Source organism: Ruegeria sp. BK1 (assembly GCF_056535645.1).
The window spans coordinates 366,588-385,026 of record NZ_JBQFIS010000001.1 but is presented as its reverse complement, the minus strand read 5'-3'; the positions used below and the strand labels follow the sequence as shown (position 1 = coordinate 385,026).

The window sequence follows — 18,439 nt, the reverse complement described above, 5'->3', positions numbered from 1 at the left end:
TGATTTCTTTACCTACAGTTGTTTTGCGTTTTGCAATACAATACGTTGCCAGCGGCCCCGACGGCTGCGCCCACGATGGGGTCCGCGTTGAGAACGGCGGCACCCAGCGCCCCCGCGCCGCCGCCGAACAGCGCCTGTTCGCCAAAGTTGTCGCCGCAGGCCGACAGGCCCCCGCAGACGGCCAGCGCCAGTGCCAGTTTCGAGAATTGCATGATGTCTGCCCCTTCAGAATTATTACTGCATTCGAACGCTGATGTCGGATTTGCGGAGTGATATTCAATAACACCAGGGGAAATTGCAGAATATGCGCAGCTTTTTGCCGTCCTAGAACCGATTCATGGACAAAGAAAAACGCGGGCAGGGTTTTGTGTAACTCACAAGCCTGCCCGCGGTAGGAAGGGGTACGGAATAGTAGGTGCATGTGCGACGCAGGCAAAGTAGAGCCGCACGGCCCGCTCAACATGCACGGTGAAGTTGCACGTGAAAACTGCGATCCACGAGGCACACGGTTTCCGGCTGGAATCTGCCCATTCCCGAAAACGCCGCGCAAATAAGCGCCTATACCGATTCTCACGCCTTCATGAGGAACTGGGCCCAAAAGCGTCACAAATTCGTTACGATTTACTATCGAAATGAGATACTTTGCAAGTGCAGCATCACTTTTCGCCACCGCAATGTGAACGTCAAAACCCCTTGTATTCGACGTTTTAAATACAGGCTTCACACGCGTGTGAAATCGAGCGTTTTTCGGAGCACTTTTTCTTGAGAAATTTACGCTCTGCAGTCCCGATCTCGTGATTTCCAAGAATTTCGCAGCCGTGGAAGGTTGCGCGTGCACACTCGCACACAAGGAAACATCCAAATGATTACAAAGAGAAAAACGGCATCTCTGCTCGCTGCCACTGCGCTCAGTGTGACTGGCACGCTTGCTTATGCCCAGGATGCGAATACGCAGGCCGAACTGGAGGAACTGCGCCTTCGGATCGAAGCCTTGGAATCTCAGGGACCGAACGCGACCCCCGGTGAATTCAGGATCGGGAATACGACGCTGGACGTCTACGGCTATGTCAAAGCCGACTTCTTTTATGACTTCGACTTTGATCAAGGCGACACCGCTTTCGTGAACGTCATCGGTGAACCTTCGACGGCAACCAGCGGCACTTTTGGTGCGACTGTTCGCCAGTCGCGGATTGGACTGCTGACCAGCACGCCCAGCGCCATTGGAGACATTGGCGGGCAGTTGGAACTTGACCTGTTTGCAGGCGGCGGTGCTGCTGAACTGCGCCTGCGTCACGCCAACATCCGCATTGGTGACGCATGGTTGATTGGCCAGTTCTGGACCAACTTCCAGCCGCTGGACACCTATCCGACCTCGGTCGAATTTAACGGTCCCGTCGGTATCGCCTTTGCCCGTGTTCCGCAGATCCGTTATACTGTCACCTCGGTCGAAAACACCGATATCGCTTTCGCAATCGAAGAAAACGTCGGCGGATCGAATTCTGATGATCCGGTCTTCACCGCGTCGGCTGAATACAATGACGGCAAATACATCGGACGCATTGCCGGCCTTTACGGTCGCGCGCAAGACGGCGGCGGCCTCAACGAAGTCGACCAGTGGGGCGTGACCCTGTCTGGTTCTGCTCGTTTGTGGGAAGGCGGTCTGTTCCAGGTCAACTACGTGACTGGTCAGGCGCTGGGTCCGTGGCTGATCGGCTTGGGTGATCCGGTCGTTGGCGGTGAAGCCAACGATGTCGACGGTTTCACCGTTGAACTGCGTCAGCAAGTCAACGACAAGTGGAACGTTGGTATCGCCTACGGTTACGAAGACTATGACCTTGCCACCTCGACTGGCGATCTGGCCTTCACCGAACTGGAGACGATCCACGTCAATGCATTCTATCAGGCAACCGAGACTCTGACTCTGAGCGCTGAATACATCTACGGCGAGCGGAACGACGTAATCTCGGGTGAGGACTTTGACGGTAGCCGCGTTCAGGTTGCGGCGCAGTTGAACTTCTGATCGCATATCACGACCCTGCCCCCCACTGCGGGGCAGGGTTTTCCCATTGGGAAACACCCGTGAAGGATATGCGACCTCAGCAAGCACGCTTAGCGCAGTCCGTCAAAGATGTCGGGAAAGGACATCTTGGCCACATCCAGATCAATCACCAAAAGCGCATCATAGCTGGCAGGATCAAACGGGTCCTCGGCCGGAACGACCTCGCGTTCGAACAACCAGCTCAGGCGGCCGGCATCCAGATTGCCACGCTCAAATGGTTGATCCCCGAAGTGCTGCCATAGCGCCTCCATAAAACCCGCATCGGCGCGCCGGTCGGCTGGTTTACGATCCCGAAAGCGCTCGCGCCGGGTCAGGGGCGTTACCCCCTTGGGGTTGGCGCGGCGAATGGTGAATTGAAAATCTGTTCCGGCAAGGCGCCCCGGAAATCCGCGATGCTTCAGCATATCGCCACCCCGCTGGCATTAGTGCCTTCCGGGAAAAGAAAATCACATCCGTTGATGGACGAGGTCATATCGCACGCCTCCAAAGCTGCATGGCTGGTCAGAAACGCTCTGTCCGTCTTAAAATCAGCATTCATGGTCAGAGCCCCTCCCAGATACACTGCGATTGCTCCAACCGGTAGGCTTCGAAAAACTGCGTGGCATCGGGCTCGGTCTGCCCAAACTCGGTCGGCCGGTCCGACAGCGAAATCACCACGCGCGCAGGATTCAAATCGTATTCGGCGACATAGGCGACAGCCAGCGTTTGGCACAGATGTTGCATGTCCACCGAGGCGACGTCATACCCAATACGACCAACATCTGATCCGATCTTGGGCGCCACAAAGCGAAAGCGCAGCCACAGTTCGCCCGGATTTTCATCCAACAGAACTTGAGTCAGATGAACGGGTTGACCGGACGGCACGGGCAGCTGAGGGGGCGTTTCAGCAACCGCAGGCAAAGTAATATTCAGGAAAAACAGAGTTAAGGCGCAATCCCGGACCCACCAAAGGTGAGCTCCTCTCTCCGGGATTGCGCGCGCATGGCTTTTGGCCCGCGCTTTTCTATTTCTGATAAGGGTATCCATGTATCAGCTTTGCACTCAGAGTCAAACTTGGCCCATTGTAAAAGTTATGTGACATTGGCCGGCAGCGCGTGAATTTCTGCGATTCATCGCGCATACCGAAACCAGCCCTCTGTTACAGAGGGATATTGTCGTGCTTTTTCCACGGGTTCTTAAGCTTCTTGTTCCGCAGGCTTGCAAAGGCGCGCGAAACACGACGTCGCGTCGATTGCGGCATGATCACCTCGTCGATGAAGCCCCGCTCGGCTGCGACAAAGGGATTGGCGAAACGATCTTCGTAATCCTGCGTGTGTTGCGCGATTTTCTCGGCATCACCCAGATCGGCGCGGTGAATGATCTCGGTCGCGCCCTTGGCACCCATCACCGCGATCTCGGCTGTGGGCCAAGCATAGTTGAAGTCGCCGCGCAGGTGTTTGGATGCCATAACGTCATAGGCCCCGCCATAGGCTTTGCGGGTAATCACCGTGACTTTTGGAACGGTGGCCTCGCCATAGGCAAACAACAGCTTTGCACCGTGCTTAATCACGCCACCATATTCCTGGCTGGTACCCGGCAAGAAGCCCGGAACATCGACCAGTGTCAGGATCGGAATTTCAAAGCAATCGCAGAACCGCACGAACCGCGCCGCCTTGCGCGAGCTGTCGATGTCCAGACACCCGGCCAGAACCATCGGCTGGTTGGCGACTACACCTACGGTCTGCCCTTCGAGGCGAATGAAACCGGTGATGATGTTTTTGGCGTAGTCTTCCTGAATTTCGTAGAAGTCGCCCTCATCCGCCACCTTGGTGATCAGTTCCTTCATGTCGTAAGGCGTGTTCGGATTGTCCGGGATCAAGGTATCCAGCGAGGTCTCGATCCGGTCGGGTTCATCAAAGAACGGGCGGACCGGAGGTTTCTCCTGGTTGTTGAGCGGCAGGAAATCGACCAGACGGCGCACTTCGGCCAGCGCCTCAACGTCGTTTTCAAATGCTCCATCAGCGACCGAGGATTTCTTGGTGTGGGTCGATGCGCCGCCCAGTTCTTCGGCGGTAACGACCTCATTGGTGACAGTCTTCACCACGTCAGGGCCAGTTACGAACATGTAGGACGTGTCTTTGACCATAAAGATGAAGTCGGTCATCGCCGGGCTGTACACTGCGCCACCCGCGCACGGACCCATGATGACACTGATCTGCGGCACCACACCCGAAGCCATAACATTGCGCTGGAACACCTCGGCATAACCCGCCAACGAGGCGACACCTTCCTGAATACGCGCCCCACCCGAGTCGTTGATCCCGATCACCGGTGCACCGTTTTGAGTCGCCATATCCATGATCTTGCAGATCTTCTGCGCATGGGTTTCAGACAAAGACCCGCCAAACACGGTAAAATCCTGGCTGAACACATAGACCATACGACCATTGATCGTGCCCCAACCGGTGACCACCCCATCGCCCGCAGGCTTTTGGCTTTCCATCCCGAAATCGGTGCAGCGATGACTGACAAACATGTCGAACTCTTCAAAGCTGTCTTCGTCGAGCAGCAGCTCTATGCGCTCGCGCGCAGTCAGCTTGCCGCGCCCATGCTGCGCGTCGATCCGCTTTTGACCACCCCCCAAGCGGGCATTGTTGCGGCGGTCTTCAAGCTCGGTCAGGATGTCTTTCATGACGATAATCCCCTATGTAATTTGGCGGGACACTATACGGACAACGCGCCATTCCAAAGCAACTTTCGGCAAATTTGCAAAGTTTTGACTACACAGCTAAAGAATAATGCAAAATTGAAAAGTTACATACTCATGTCAAATGGTAGGTGGCATTCCCGAAATCCCAGATTATACCATTGAACCATGCAGTTCGGACCACCTCCCGCACGGCGTTCGCCTCCGTCTATCGCCACGCTGGTACTCTTATCGGGCCTGTCGGCGCTCAGCCTGAATCTTTATTTGCCCAGCCTGCCCAACATGGCCGTGCATTTCCAAACCGACTACAGGGTTATGCAGTTGTCCATCGCTCTGTACCTGATGGTCAGTGCGATCTTGCAGATTCTCATCGGCCCGATTGCGGACAAGGCCGGTCGCAGACCCGTTTTGCTGTGGGGCATGGCCCTGTTCCTGATCGTAACACTTGGCTGCATCTACGCGCCTACTGCCGAGGTCTTTCTGGCTTTTCGCATGTCGCAGGCGATTATTGTCGTAGGTATGGTTCTCAGCCGGGCAGCTGTGAGAGACCTGTATGATCAGGATCAGGCGGCGTCGATGATCGGCTATGTGACCATGGGCATGGCCGTCGTTCCGATGATCGCCCCGGCAATCGGAGGGCTGTTGGAGGAATCCTTCGGCTGGAAGGCAAATTTCTGGCTGCCTTTCGTATTGGGCACTCTGACACTGATCCTGTGTTTCAAGGATTTCGGTGAAACCTCGGCCAAAAGCGGCAAGACGCTGCTGCAACAGTTCCGCGAATACCCCGAACTCCTCACCTCACCCCGCTTCTGGGGTTATTCGATGTCGTCCGCCCTGTCATCCGGCGCGTTTTTTGCCTATCTCGGCGGCGCGCCTTTCATCGGAACCGAGATCTTCGGCATGTCCGCAGCCGAGGTCGGCGTTTATTTCGGTGCACCCGCTCTGGGCTATTTTGCCGGGAACTTCATCAGCGGGCGGTTTTCCGTCAAATTCGGTGTGAACCGGATGGTCCTGCGCGGCTGCATTCTGAACGCGTGCGGCGTGCTGATTTCCGCACTGTTGTTCCTGATTGGACTTGGGACACCGCTCAGCTTTTTCGGCTTGATGACGATTGTGGGAATCGGAAATGGCATGACAATTCCCAATGCCACATCCGGTGCCCTGTCGGTGCGCCCGCATCTGGCGGCAACGGCGGCGGGTCTAAGTGGTGCCATCATGCTGGCAGGCGGAGCTGGTCTGAGTGCACTGGCCGGGTTCCTGCTAACCCATGAAACAGGAGCGATGCCGTTGCTTTGGCTGATGCTGATAACCGCTCTGCTTGCCGTAGGCGCGATAGTCTCTGTTATTCGGCGAGAAAGACGGCTGAGTCTATAGCGGTACTTGCACAGTTATTTTTGCAAAGTTAGCTTGCCGCAACAGAAAAGTTGCAAAGGCCCGCTATGGCGACCCAGAAACTCTATGCCGGTGCGAAACTGCGCGAAATGCGCACGCGCCTGACCCTGACGCAAAAAGAATTCGCTGCCAAACTTGGGGTTTCCCTGCCCTATTTGAACCAGATGGAGAACAACAACCGTCCGATTTCCACCACCGTGGTTCTGGCCTTGGCGCAGGAATTCGGCATGGACGTGACCGAGCTTAGCACTGGTGACAGCGAACGGTTGGTGTCGGATATGCGCGAGGCCCTGGCCGACCCCGTCTTTGATGATGCCACGCCACCTCTTGCCGATCTGCGGCTGGCGGCCTCAAACGCACCGGCATTGGCCCGCGCCTTCATCGCACTGCATCAAACCTACCGCCAAACCCATGAACGGCTGGCCTCACTGGACGAAGCGCTGGGGCGCGAAGACGCGCAGATTCAAGCCAGCCCCTGGGAGGAGGTTCGGGATTTCTTCCATTATTGCGACAACTATATCGACGCCGTCGACCGCGCGGCCGAGCGATTCGCAACCCGCGCACAAGACACTGGCGGCGTGCGTGCCGCCGCGATCAACAGCTTGGCTGAGCGTGACATACGCGTTCAGTTTTCCGATATCGAAGAAACGCGCAAATATGACGCTGACAGCAAAACGCTTCTGCTGTCCTCCCGCATTGCGCCGCAAACGCAGGTTTTCCAACTCTTGCTGCAAGTAGCGCTGATTCAGCAAAACAAGCTGCTCGAGGCCACATTGGACTTTGCCAAGTTCCAGACGGAAGAGGCCCGCGCGATCGCGAAAATCGGTCTGGCGAACTATTTCGCGGGTGCGTCGCTAATGCCCTATGGCACATTTTTGGAGGCGGCGCAGGACTGTCGTCACGATCTCGAGCTGCTCAGCAACCGGTTTGGGGCGTCGATTGAACAGGTAGCGCACCGATTGTCTACCATGCAGCGGCCCGGCGCCAAAGGTATCCCTTTCTTCTTTGTCCGCGTCGATCAAGCGGGCACCATCACCAAGCGCCATTCTGCAACGCGGCTGCAATTTGCCCGTTTCGGAGGCGCCTGCCCCCTGTGGAACGTCCACCGCGCGTTCGAAACACCGGGCCATTTCCTGCGCCAATTGGCGGAGACACCAGACGGGATTCAATATATCTCGCTGGCGCGGGATGTCTCGAAATCCGGCGGCTCATTCGGGGCCCCCGTACGTCGTTATGCCATCGCTCTGGGTTGCGAAATCCGTCACGCTGAAGCGTTGGTCTACGCCGACAATCTCGATATCAACAATGCCAGCGCTTACGAGCCTATCGGCATCTCGTGCCGAATCTGCGAGCGGCAAAACTGCCACCAACGCTCAGTCCCGCCTCTGGAAAGACGCCTCACGATTGACGCGCACACACGCGGCACCCTCCCCTACGAAGTGACCTGACCTTCTTCTGTTCAGAATACCTCGGGGGAGTCGCCGAAGGCGACGGGGGCGGAGCCCCCGCCCCTGATGTTCAACCCTTGGATAAGATCGACCAGATCTCGTCCTTCAGCGCCGCACGCTTCTTGCGCAGCTCGCCCTCAGCCAGATCTTCCATCGGCTCGACATTGGTTTCAGCGCGATGAACGACACGGTTGATTTCATGATACTCATCCGCCAACCGCGCAAAATGCGCGTCTGATTGCTTGAGCTGGCTCATCAATTCAACTTTGTCCGGAAATTCTTCGGCCAGCTCATGCGGGGTGTGGGACATTCCTGTTCGCTCCTAAAATATATCGTTGCGAGTCAAGTCTATAGATGTCTTCCAAAACCCGCTTTGACGCGGATCAAATCACCGTTGCGCGGTAGCCCATTGCGGATGTATCCACGGGCGATCATTGGCCTTGGGCAAGGCGTCTTTCCCCAGCAGATGGTCCGACATCTTCTCGCCCACCATGATCGAAGGTGCATTGAGGTTGCCATTGGTAATCTGCGGAAAGATCGAGCTGTCGGCGACGCGCAACCCGCCCACACCAATCACGCGCCCTTCAGGGTCCACGACAGCGTGTTTGTCTTCCGCCCGCCCCATCCGGCAGGTACCACACGGGTGATAGGCACTTTCGGCATGTTCGGCGATGAAAGCGTTCAATTCATCATCTGTTTGAACGTCAGCACCGGGCTGAATTTCCTTGCCGGCATAAGGTTTGAACGCCTGCTGCCCGAAAATCTCGCGGGTCAGGCGGATACAGGTGCGGAAGTCTTCCCAATCCGTCTCATGACTCATGTAGTTGAACTGGATCACAGGGGCATCCTCGGCCCTTTTGGATCGCAATGTCACAGCACCCCGCGACGGCGACCGCATCGGCCCAACATGCGCCTGGAACCCATGCCCCTCGGCCGCCGCCTGCCCGTCATAGCGTACGGCAATCGGTAGGAAGTGGTACTGAATGTCAGGATATTCGACACCCGGCTGCGAGCGAATGAACGCCGCGCTTTCAAACTGGTTCGATGCGCCAAGCCCGGTTTTGGTAAACAGCCACTGCGCGCCGATCAAGCCCTTGCTGATCAGGTTCCAGTGTTTATACAGCGTGATCGGCTGCAGCGATGCCTGCTGGATGTACAGCTCAAGATGGTCCTGAAGGTTCGCACCCACACCCGGACGATCGGCGACCACCTCAATCCCATGCTCGGCCAGATGCGCCGACGGGCCAATCCCTGACAACATCAACAGTTTGGGCGAGTTGATGGACGACGCCGCCAGCACCACCTCGCGCCGGGCGCGAATGACCTCAGTCTTGCCACCGCGCACAAGTTCAACTCCGGTCGCACGGCCATTCTCGATTACGACCTTCGACGCCAGACCCCGCACAATATCGCAATTGTCACGCTTGAGCGCAGGCTTCAGATACGCATTCGCCGCCGACCAGCGCCGCCCCTTCCAGACGGTTTGCTCCATTGGGCCAAAGCCTTCCTGTTTTTCGCCGTTATAGTCGCCCGTGACCTCGTACCCTGCCTGCTGGCCCGCATCGACGAACGCTTTGAACAGCGGATTCTCGCGCGGCCCACGCGACACATGCAGCGGACCATCGGTGCCGCGCCACGCCGTGTCGCCCCCGTGCCCACCGTCGTGCCAGGTCTCCATGCGTTTGTAATAGGGCAGCACGTCCGAATAGGACCACCCATCCGCCCCCATCTCGGCCCAGGTATCAAAGTCCCGCGCATGGCCGCGCACATAGACCATGCCGTTGATCGAGGAAGACCCTCCGATCACCTTACCGCGTGGACAGGCCAAACGACGGTTGTTCAGATGCGGCTCGGGCTCGGAATGATAGCCCCAGTCGTAGCGCGACATATTCATCGGATAGCTCAGTGCAGCCGGCATCTGGATGAACGGTCCAGCATCCGTTCCGCCATGCTCGATCACCAGAACCGAGGCCCCCGCCTCGCTTAGCCGGTATGCCATCGCGCAGCCTGCGGAACCTGCGCCGACGATGACGAAATCTGCTTCCATTTTCGGGTCTCCGTTTCCCACCGGTGCACCAAGATTTTCCATCGAAAAACCTTGGCCGAACCGAAGGGGGTATTACTAAATCAGTCTGTTATTCTCCGCGGGGAAAGCGTTGGCTTTCCTCGACGACATTCAGGTCCATGTGGTTGCGCATGTAACGCTCGGATGCCTTTTGCAGGGGCTGATAATCCCAAGGGTAGTACCCCCCCTGCCGCAGCGCCTCATACACCACCCATCTGCGGGCTTGACTGGCACGTACATCTTCGTCGAACCGGTTTAGATCCCAACGCGCCTCGGACTTGGCACGCAGGGTTTGCAAGGTGCCTGCATGTTCAGGTTTTTCGGCGAGATTTTCCAACTCATGCGGATCGGCCTCAAGGTCGAACAACTGGTCGGGGTCCAACGCGCAACGGTTGTATTTCCACTTGCCATACCGCAGCGAAACCAGCGGCGCGTATGACGCCTCGGCCGCATATTCCATCGCCACGGGCGCAGTCCGCTCGGCGCCTTTAGCCAGCGGCACGAGGTCTTCGCCATCGGTCCATGGTGCGATTTCGGCCATGTCGACACCTGCAAGCGCGCCAAGCGTCGGCGTGACGTCGATGGTCGAGACCGGTGGCTCAATCCGACCTGCTGGTAAATCGGGCGAAGAGATCATCAGCGGCACCCGCGACGAGCCCTCGAAGAAGGTCATCTTGAACCACAGGCCCCGCTCACCCAGCATGTCGCCGTGGTCCGAGACAAACAGGATGGTTGCCTCTTGCCGCGTGGTTTCCAACACTTCGAGGATTTCGCCGATCTTATCGTCCAGATACGAGATATTGGCGAAATAGGCCCGGCGGGACTTGCGGATATCGTCCTCAGAGATGTCAAAGCTACGCCAGTCATTCGCGTCGAAAATCCGTTTGGAATGCGCGTCCTGATTGTCATAGCCAAGGTCCGAAACTTCGGGCAGCAGATGCTCGCAATCCTCGTACAGATCCCAATATTTCCGACGCGCCACGTAGGGATCATGCGGATGGGTAAAGCTGACGGTCACGCACCATGGGCGATCGTCCTTGCCGCGCGCCAGATCATAGAGCTTGGCCTTGGTGTTATATGCGACCTCGTCGTCATATTCCATCTGGTTGGAAATCTCGGCCACGCCGGCACCCGTCACCGAACCCATGTTGTGATACCACCAGTCGATCCGCTCGCCCGGTTTGCGATAATCGGGCGTCCAGCCGAAATCTGCGGGGTAGATGTCAGTGGTCAAGCGGTCCTCGAACCCGTGCAATTGATCGGGGCCGACGAAATGCATCTTGCCTGACAAGCAGGTATAGTACCCAGCCCGGCGCAAGTGGTGCGCATAGGTGGGGATGTCGCTGCGGAACTCGGCCGCGTTGTCATAGACGCCGGTGCGCGAAGGCAACTGCCCGGACATGAAACTGGCCCGGCCAGGCGCACACAAAGGTGAGGCTGTGTAGGCATTGGCAAACCGCGTGGACCGGGCGGCCAGTTTTTTCAGGTTCGGTGCATGCAGCCAATCTGCGGGACCATCCGGAAAAAGGGTCCCGTTCAACTGATCCACCATCAGGATCAGAATGTTGGGTTGTATCATTTTTCAGCCTCAAGAAACGTGTCGAGCACGCGCATTGCGTGGTTAACTGCCAGTTCCGGTTCCTCCGGGGCGTTCAGGGCGGCGTGGATATAAAGGCCGTCAATCAGCGCCACCATGTCATCCGCGACCTCGACAGGGTCCGACAGTAATGGGCGCAGCGCGTTGATCAGATTAGAACGGATGCGCGCCTGGTATATTTTCCAAAGGCGCAGGGCCTCCTCGTTGGTTTGTGCCAGCACATAAAAGGTCATCCATGCAGCGATCACATCGGGCGTAAAGCACGAGGGCGCAAAGCAGGACCGGATAATCGCCTGCGGGCGTTCATCAGGTGCGGCGGAGCTCAGCTCTTGTCGGGCCTCAGCCCCGAAGTCGGACAGGATACGGCGCATGGCCGCCAGGAAAATCTGATCCTTGCCCCCGAAATAATGATGCGCCAGTGCGCTGGACATACCGGCTCGCTTGGCAATCTGACTCACAGTGACGTCGAGGGATTTCTTTGCGCCAAGCTCGGCAATCGTCGCCTTGACGATCGCATCCCGACGGATCGGCTCCATTCCGAGTTTTGGCATCTCTCCCCCTTTCACTGCGCAGGATGGAAAAACGCTAGGGTGTTTTTATTGACTCGTCAATCAATAACACCTCTGCCACCTGGAAATCGACTAGAGCTTGGGGGCAATGCTGGGCGTGGTCAGGCTGCTGCGGTTCAAAACCGCCTCGCGCCAGGCGATGAAACTGACGGCGGCCAGAATCAGTGTGCCACCGGCGACAACCCAAAAGTCGACGCTTTCATGAAAGACCAACGCCCCCATAAGCGTCGCCCAGATCAGCTGCAGGAAGGTCACCGGTTGTGTGACGGCCACAGGGGCTGCCTGCAAGGCCAGCGTCATCAAATAGTGCCCCAGCGTGGCGAAGCTGGCGATCAGGAACAGGATGCCCAGATCGTACCAACTGGGCGGCGTCCAGACCGCAATCGCAAAGGGGATCAGCGCGATTGTTACCCAGATGGACATATGCGCCACCACGACCGAGGGCGGCAAGTCCTGCACCAGCCGCTTGGCCAGCAGATAAGACGCCCCCAATGTCAGCGAGGTCATCAGCATGGCGATATGACCTGGCGAAACCTCTCGAAACCCCGGCCTGAGGATTATGGCAACCCCGATCAGGGCCACGCCGATGGCCGCGATACGCCGAAACGCCAGCGGTTCGCCCAGAAACAGCGCCGCACCAAGCGTGACATAGACCGGGGTCATGTAGTTCATCGCCGTAACCTCGGCCAAGGGGATCTGGGTCATTGCATAGAACCAGAACATCACCGACACCGCATGCACTATCCCGCGTATCCCGAACAGGGTCAGATGCTTGCGCGTCAGCGGCGTGGACACGATTAGTCGCAAAGCAGGCAGCAGAAAGACCAACCCGAACACAAACCGGAAAAACGCGGCCTGTATCGGGTCCATACTGGATCCCAGCGACTTTACCAGCGCCGTCATGGCCACGAACGATACCCCGGCCGAGAACATCCAGAACATGCCGGCGACAGGCCGGGAGGGCGCGGTGAGGGTTGTCATGTTAACGGTTCAACACCGAATACCGCCCAAGAGCAAGACCCTCAGAGTGAGACAAGCTTGACCGCAATCGACAGCATCACCACACCGATAATCGCGTCCAGCACCTGCCATGCCCTGGGGCGCGCGAAGATCGGGGACAAGACCCCAGCCCCGTAGCCCAGCGAAAAAAAGAAGACAAAGCTGGAAATCATTGCGCCGGCGGCAAATGCCAGACGATCCTCATATTGCGCCGAGATTGATCCGATCAGAACCACGGTATCCAGATAGACATGCGGATTCAGCCAGGTGAAAGCCAGCACCGTCAGCAGGACCGAGCGCAGGCTGGCACGCTGGCCGCCCGTGACATGCATCACCGCGCCGCCGCGCCACGCGGATCGCAGGCTGCGTAACCCGTACCATGTCAGGAAAATCGCACCACCATAGCGCATCGCGGTCTCAAACCACGGGACCGCCTGCGCCAGCGTTCCGAACCCGGCCACGCCCGCCGCAATCAGAATCGCGTCCGAGACGGCGCAGGTCAGACACAGGGGAAACACATGCTCGCGCCGCAGCCCCTGTCGCAGGACAAAGGCATTCTGGGCCCCGATGGCAAGGATCAGGCTGAAGCCAAGCGCAAAACCGGCGATCAGGGATGTGGACATGGGACCTCCTTACGCGATGCCCCGTTGACTACGACGATCCTGCCGCCCTATCAAATTAAAGATGTTGATCTTGATTAAGCTAAGCTAATGCTGCTCGATCCCAACCACCTGTCGGCTTTGTCAGCCATTCTGCGCCACGGCAGTTTCGAGGCCGCCGCGTCCGAGTTGTCCGTCACGCCTTCGGCCATTTCCCAGCGGATCAAAGCGCTGGAGGATCGGGTCGGCGCAGCCTTGATCCTGCGCGGCACCCCGTGCACGGCCACCCCCGCCGGGCTGCGCATTGCGCAACATGCCGAGGATATTGGACTGCTTGAAGCCCAACTGGCGCGTGAACTGACGCTGGACCGAGAGGCCCCCTTGACCCGCGTGCGCATCGCTGTACCCGCCGATGTTCTGGCGACATGGTTCATTCAAGCCATGGCGCAGGTGGATGGGTTGTTGTTCGACCTTGTACTGGACGATCAAGACCATTCCGCCGACTGGTTGCGCCGGGGCGAGGTCAGCGCCGCTGTCACCATTGGCGGGCAACCTGTAGCGGGATGCGATGCCTTTGCTTTGGGGTCGTTTCGCTATCTCGCGACGGCCAGCCCTGCCTTTATGCAAAAGTGGTTCTCAAATAGCGTCGATACCGCCAGTCTTGGCCGTGCGCCTTGCCTGACCTTTAACCGCAAGGACGGCTTGCAAAAGGCTTGGATCGCTCAGGAATTCGGGCGACGCATCTCACCGCCGTCGCATTTTCTCGCGTCGTCGCATGGCTTTGTCGATGCGGCCATTGCCGGATTGGGATGGGGTATGAACCCGGAAAATCTGGCGAAATCAGCGCTGGAGGATGGCCGACTGACTGTACTAAAACCCGATGCCCCGTTTGACGTGCCACTGACATGGCAGGTCGGGCGCATTCTGGCCCCGGCCCTGCAACCGTTGACCCAAGCTGTGAAACGCAGTGCAAGCCGCACGTTGCGGCCGCTATAGGTCAGGCTGAAGCCGAGCTTTCCGGCATCGGCAAAACAAGACGATAGCAGGCAAAGGCCGCAAAAACGGCCACCACAACGATAAAGGCAATGGCCCAGGCGACCTCGTGCATGTGCGCCACCGCGGCCAGCGCGGCGGAAAGGATGACTGCGACTAGGCGGCTGACGCTTTTGATCGCTGCCGCGCCCTTGACGCGCTGATCCTTGGGGGCCACGTCCAGATAGTACAGTTTTCGTGCGCTGCTGATACCGGTCACGGCCACTGTCACGATGAACAACGCGATGGCGTGTAGATGAACATCATGATCCAAGTGCAAGAAATGAAAGACCAAAAGCACCGACCCGGTGATGGCGACCATCAGGTTCCCCGTCACCATGACTGCCCGGTGGGACTTCATGTTCACCGCCTGCCACAATGGCGCGGAAACCAGATAGCCAGACGCCGAGGAAACGATCATGGCCGTCAGACCCTTGGCCGAGGCATGGTGCGCCTCAGCCGCGATTAGGGCGAAAAAGGGCACTGAAAGCGTGGCCGCGACCAGAGGCAATCGCATGATCAAGTAACGCCGGAACCACGGCTCGTTGAACATCGCGATGATGTCGGTGAAATAGGTGATGAACTTGCGTTTCGTCTCAGGCGCGGTATCGCGGGTGCTTTCACCACTGCGCGCGCCTTCGAACATCGCCAGAATGGCCAGCCCAGACAGGACGAAAAAGCCTACGGACACAAAGATGATTGCTGAATGGCGCGAGAAAGGCGGGTTTTCTTTGACGATCTCATGCACCAAAAGCGCCAGACCGATGGCGCCAAGTCCCCCGACGCCTAGTTGCAGATAACGCATGATCATGCGGGATTTGGGTTGAACGTGATCGCCCAATAAATCCGTATACATCAGCATCTGCATCTCATCGACCAACCCGATGATGAAGAAAACAAGGACAAACGCCGCCGCGATCAGTGGCACATAGCCCGTCGTCGCCACCCCCAGTGCGATCAGAAGGCAGAGGCCAACCGCGACTTCGGTCAGCGCAATGCCGCGTTTCTTGCGGTCGTGAGCCGAAATCGAACGCGCCAAGAACACATCCGCAATCACGCTGCCCACCATGCGAACCGAGACCAGCGCGCCCGCTATGAACATCGGCAATTCCAGCGAGACAGCAAGAAACGGCAGCACGATAGAGGGGCTGCCAAGCGTCCAAGCGATTTGCGACAGGATGCTTTGCCCGGTCAACACAGGCAGGTTTCGTTTTGCGGGGATCGGGGGACTGTCCGTCATGCTCTCATTGCTGTTTTGCGAACAGCTTACCGAGTTTAACGTGTTCCGCCAAGCACACTGAAAAGGCGCATAAAAAAAACCCGGCCAGAGGCCGGGTTTTCCTGATCGATTAACGACAGGATCACAGCTGAGCCATGACCTCATCCGTCGCTTCGAAATTGGTCGTTACGCGCTGCACATCGTCATCATCTTCCAGCGCATCGACCAGCTTCATCAGCTTTTGCATATCTTCCAGACCCAGCTCGGTCGTGGTCGTGGGTTTCCACACCAGCTTGGTGGATTCGGACTCGCCCAAGGCCTCTTCCAGCGCGTTGGATACGTCGTTCAGATCGGTATCGGCGCACCAGATGATGTGACCGTCTTCCGAGCTTTCGACATCTTCGGCACCTGCCTCGATTGCGGCTTCAAAGATCGTGTCCGCGTCGCCCGCGTCCGCCTGATAGACAACCTCTCCCTTTCGGTCGAACATGAACCCGACCGAGCCGGTCTCGCCCAGATTGCCGCCATTCTTCGAGAACGTGGACCGCACGGTCGAGGCAGTCCGGTTGCGGTTGTCGGTCATCGTCTCGACGATCACCGCCACGCCGTTGGGGCCATAGCCCTCGTACCGGATTTCTTCGTATTCGTCGCCTTCACCAGCCACCGATTTCTTGATCGCGCGGTCGATCACGTCCTTGGGGACCGAGTTCGACTTGGCCTCTTTCACCGCCAGACGCAGGCGCGGGTTCTTGTCTGGATCGGGGTCGCCCATCTTGGCGGCCACGGTGATCTCTTTCGACAGTTTGGAAAACAGTTTGGACCGCGCGGCGTCCTGACGTCCCTTGCGGTGCTGGATGTTGGCCCATTTGGAGTGGCCTGCCATAGTGCGTCCTCGTCATCATGTTTGCGTGTTCGGCGCTCATATAGACGTTTGCGGGGGGCAGGATCAAGAGAGCGGCTTGCCCGATATCCCGTCGCAGGTATGGTGGCGACATGACAAGTGATCAAATTATTCTTTTTGCCCTTTTCGCCACGGTTTTTGGAATGCTGCTATGGGGGCGGTTCCGATATGATCTGGTTGCCTTTTCGGCGCTGATGATTGGTGTTGTGCTGGGCGTCGTGCCCGTGGACAACGCATTCGCCGGGTTTGGCCATCCCGCGACCATCATCGTGGCGCTGGTTCTGGTCGTATCCGCCGGGCTGGTCCGCTCGGGCGCGGTGTTTCTGATCACGCGCTCGCTCGTCGATGCCTCGCGCGGGCTTGGCGCGCACATCGCGCTGATTGGCGGGATCGGCGCGGTTCTATCGGCCTTCATGAACAACGTGGCGGCACTTGCGCTTTTGATGCCGGTCGATATCCAGACGGCGCGCAAGGCCGGACGGTCTGTGGGCCTGTCACTCATGCCGCTGAGTTTCGCTACCATTCTGGGTGGCATGGTCACGCTGATCGGGACTCCGCCCAACATTATCATCGCCTCGATCCGAGCAGAGACGCTGGGTGAGCCGTTCCAAATGTTCGATTTCGCCCCCGTAGGCGGGATTGCGGCCATTGCCGGTCTGGCCTTTGTCGCTCTGATAGGTTGGCGGTTGATCCCAAATCGAGGCCTACAGACCGAAAGCACCGAGGCGCTGGCCGAATATATCGCTGAACTGACCATCCCGCCCGAGTCGCCCCAAATCGGTAAGCGTGTCAGCGAATTATACGAAACCGCCGAGAAATCTGACGTCGCCATTATCGGCCTGATCCGTGACGGCAAGCGCCGCTATGGGCGGTCCGCCCATGCCACACTGCACGCGGGCGACGCGCTGGTGCTGGAGGCCAGACCCGAGGCGCTGGACGAATTCCGCGCGGCGCTGAACCTCGATTTCTCGGACACGCGGCGGCAGGAATTGCTGACCGCCGAGGGCGACGGGCTAGAGGTGATCGAGGTCGTCGCCACCGAGAACGCCCGTATCACCGGGCGCACCGCCCAAGGGTTGGGGTTGGCATGGCGACAAAGCACAGTGCTTATGGGCATCTCGCGCCAAGGCCGCCAGATCACCCAGCAAGTCCGCAAGACCGAGGTTGAGGCGGGCGATATCCTGTTGCTGCTCTGTCCGCGTGACCGCAGCGTGGACGTGACCGAGTGGCTAGGCTGTCTGCCTCTGGCCGAGCGCGGCCTCAACGTGACCACCAATGACAAGTCTTGGCTGGCGATTGGTCTGTTCGGGGCGGCCGTGCTGGCGGCCAGTATCGGGCTGATCTACCTGCCGATTGCGCTGGGTCTGGTCGTGGTGGCCTATGTGCTGACCAAGATCATGCCTATTAGCGAGATCTACAACCATATCGAATGGCCCGTCGTGGTACTGCTGGGGTCGATGATCCCACTCGGCAGTGCATTGGAGACTTCTGGCGGGACTGAATTGATCGCAAATGCGCTGATCCAACTGACCGATGGCCTGCCCGCCTGGGCGATCCTGACTGTGTTGATGGTCGTCACCATGACCCTGTCGGATGTGCTGAACAACACCGCCACAGCCATTGTCGCCGCCCCAGTTGGCATCCAGATGGCCCGCACGCTGGAGGTCTCGCCGGATCCGTTCCTGATGACGGTCGCGGTTGCGGCCTCGGCTGCGTTTCTGACGCCGATTGGCCACAAGAACAACACGCTGGTTCTGGGCCCCGGCGGCTATCATTTCGGCGACTACTGGCGCATGGGGCTGCCGCTTGAGATTTTGATCATCGCGGTCTCGGTCCCCTCGATCCTTGTGTTCTGGCCGTTGTGACGGGTAAA

Annotated in this window: 17 protein-coding genes; 5 read left to right on the top strand and 12 right to left on the bottom strand. The window is 58.3% G+C overall.

Annotated elements, in window-relative coordinates; genetic code table 11:
- Positions 1-8: 8 nt before the first annotated feature.
- Positions 9-212, bottom strand: a complete 204-nt coding sequence (locus ACR3E7_RS01880) for a hypothetical protein (RefSeq protein ID WP_170769152.1) — start codon at positions 210-212, stop codon at positions 9-11.
- A gap of 650 nt (positions 213-862) precedes the next feature.
- Here ACR3E7_RS01880 and ACR3E7_RS01875 point away from each other — a divergent pair.
- Entirely contained in the window at positions 863-2,020 is a 1,158-nt protein-coding gene (locus tag ACR3E7_RS01875; RefSeq protein WP_170769151.1) for a DcaP family trimeric outer membrane transporter, read from the top strand.
- 89 nt (positions 2,021-2,109) lie between these two features.
- Here ACR3E7_RS01875 and ACR3E7_RS01870 read toward each other — a convergent pair whose 3' ends face one another.
- The 3 genes from ACR3E7_RS01870 to ACR3E7_RS01860 all read right to left on the bottom strand — a co-directional run bounded on the left by ACR3E7_RS01870 (position 2,110) and on the right by ACR3E7_RS01860 (position 4,730).
- Positions 2,110-2,463, bottom strand: coding sequence for a hypothetical protein (locus ACR3E7_RS01870; RefSeq protein ID WP_170769150.1), 354 nt, complete (start codon positions 2,461-2,463; stop codon positions 2,110-2,112).
- 136 nt (positions 2,464-2,599) lie between these two features.
- On the bottom strand, positions 2,600-2,959 hold the full coding sequence (locus tag ACR3E7_RS01865) for a DUF6497 family protein (protein WP_174819314.1): 360 nt from the start codon (positions 2,957-2,959) through the stop codon (positions 2,600-2,602).
- Positions 2,960-3,197: 238 nt separating this feature from the next.
- Positions 3,198-4,730: an acyl-CoA carboxylase subunit beta gene (locus ACR3E7_RS01860; RefSeq protein ID WP_480503211.1), complete on the bottom strand. Its 1,533-nt coding sequence runs from the start codon at positions 4,728-4,730 to the stop codon at positions 3,198-3,200.
- 183 nt (positions 4,731-4,913) lie between these two features.
- On the opposite strand from ACR3E7_RS01860, the gene ACR3E7_RS01855 reads away from it, so the two are divergent.
- Positions 4,914-6,119, top strand: coding sequence for a multidrug effflux MFS transporter (locus ACR3E7_RS01855; protein WP_480503212.1), 1,206 nt, complete (start codon positions 4,914-4,916; stop codon positions 6,117-6,119).
- Positions 6,120-6,184: 65 nt separating this feature from the next.
- Positions 6,185-7,585, top strand: a complete 1,401-nt coding sequence (locus ACR3E7_RS01850) for a helix-turn-helix domain-containing protein (RefSeq protein ID WP_480503213.1) — start codon at positions 6,185-6,187, stop codon at positions 7,583-7,585.
- A 70-nt stretch (positions 7,586-7,655) separates the two neighbouring features.
- On the opposite strand, the gene ACR3E7_RS01845 is transcribed toward ACR3E7_RS01850, so the two are convergent.
- The 6 genes from ACR3E7_RS01845 to ACR3E7_RS01820 all read right to left on the bottom strand — a co-directional run bounded on the left by ACR3E7_RS01845 (position 7,656) and on the right by ACR3E7_RS01820 (position 13,438).
- Complete coding sequence (locus tag ACR3E7_RS01845; RefSeq protein ID WP_170769146.1) at positions 7,656-7,895, bottom strand: HP1242/YdcH family protein; 240 nt, start codon at positions 7,893-7,895, stop codon at positions 7,656-7,658.
- A gap of 78 nt (positions 7,896-7,973) precedes the next feature.
- Positions 7,974-9,632 (bottom strand): choline dehydrogenase, encoded by a 1,659-nt coding sequence (gene betA / locus ACR3E7_RS01840; RefSeq protein ID WP_480503214.1) that lies wholly within the window; start codon positions 9,630-9,632, stop codon positions 7,974-7,976.
- Between the two features lie 88 nt (positions 9,633-9,720).
- A complete protein-coding gene (gene betC / locus ACR3E7_RS01835) occupies positions 9,721-11,229 on the bottom strand; it encodes a choline-sulfatase (RefSeq protein WP_480503215.1) in 1,509 nt (502 codons plus the stop codon).
- Complete coding sequence (gene betI, locus ACR3E7_RS01830; protein ID WP_480503216.1) at positions 11,226-11,798, bottom strand: choline-binding transcriptional repressor BetI; 573 nt, start codon at positions 11,796-11,798, stop codon at positions 11,226-11,228. The genes betC and betI overlap by 4 nt, the downstream gene beginning before the upstream one ends.
- A gap of 90 nt (positions 11,799-11,888) precedes the next feature.
- Positions 11,889-12,797 carry a DMT family transporter gene (locus ACR3E7_RS01825; protein WP_480503217.1) on the bottom strand — a complete coding sequence of 303 codons (909 nt, stop codon included), beginning with the start codon at positions 12,795-12,797 and terminating at the stop codon, positions 11,889-11,891.
- 41 nt (positions 12,798-12,838) lie between these two features.
- The gene (locus ACR3E7_RS01820; RefSeq protein ID WP_170784007.1) at positions 12,839-13,438 is read right to left on the bottom strand and encodes a LysE/ArgO family amino acid transporter; all 600 of its coding nucleotides are present in this window, start codon (positions 13,436-13,438) and stop codon (positions 12,839-12,841) included.
- An 87-nt stretch (positions 13,439-13,525) separates the two neighbouring features.
- Here ACR3E7_RS01820 and ACR3E7_RS01815 point away from each other — a divergent pair, with 87 nt between their 5' ends.
- The gene (locus ACR3E7_RS01815; protein WP_170784005.1) at positions 13,526-14,410 is read left to right on the top strand and encodes a LysR family transcriptional regulator ArgP; all 885 of its coding nucleotides are present in this window, start codon (positions 13,526-13,528) and stop codon (positions 14,408-14,410) included.
- A 1-nt stretch (position 14,411) separates the two neighbouring features.
- On the opposite strand, the gene ACR3E7_RS01810 is transcribed toward ACR3E7_RS01815, so the two are convergent.
- Both ACR3E7_RS01810 and ACR3E7_RS01805 read right to left on the bottom strand, forming a co-directional pair.
- Positions 14,412-15,686 (bottom strand): MFS transporter, encoded by a 1,275-nt coding sequence (locus ACR3E7_RS01810; protein ID WP_480503218.1) that lies wholly within the window; start codon positions 15,684-15,686, stop codon positions 14,412-14,414.
- Between the two features lie 121 nt (positions 15,687-15,807).
- Positions 15,808-16,548 (bottom strand): YebC/PmpR family DNA-binding transcriptional regulator, encoded by a 741-nt coding sequence (locus tag ACR3E7_RS01805; protein WP_170352472.1) that lies wholly within the window; start codon positions 16,546-16,548, stop codon positions 15,808-15,810.
- Between the two features lie 110 nt (positions 16,549-16,658).
- Between ACR3E7_RS01805 and ACR3E7_RS01800 the strand changes: the two genes are divergently transcribed.
- Positions 16,659-18,431, top strand: a complete 1,773-nt coding sequence (locus ACR3E7_RS01800) for an SLC13 family permease (RefSeq protein WP_480503219.1) — start codon at positions 16,659-16,661, stop codon at positions 18,429-18,431.
- Positions 18,432-18,439: the final 8 nt, after the last annotated feature.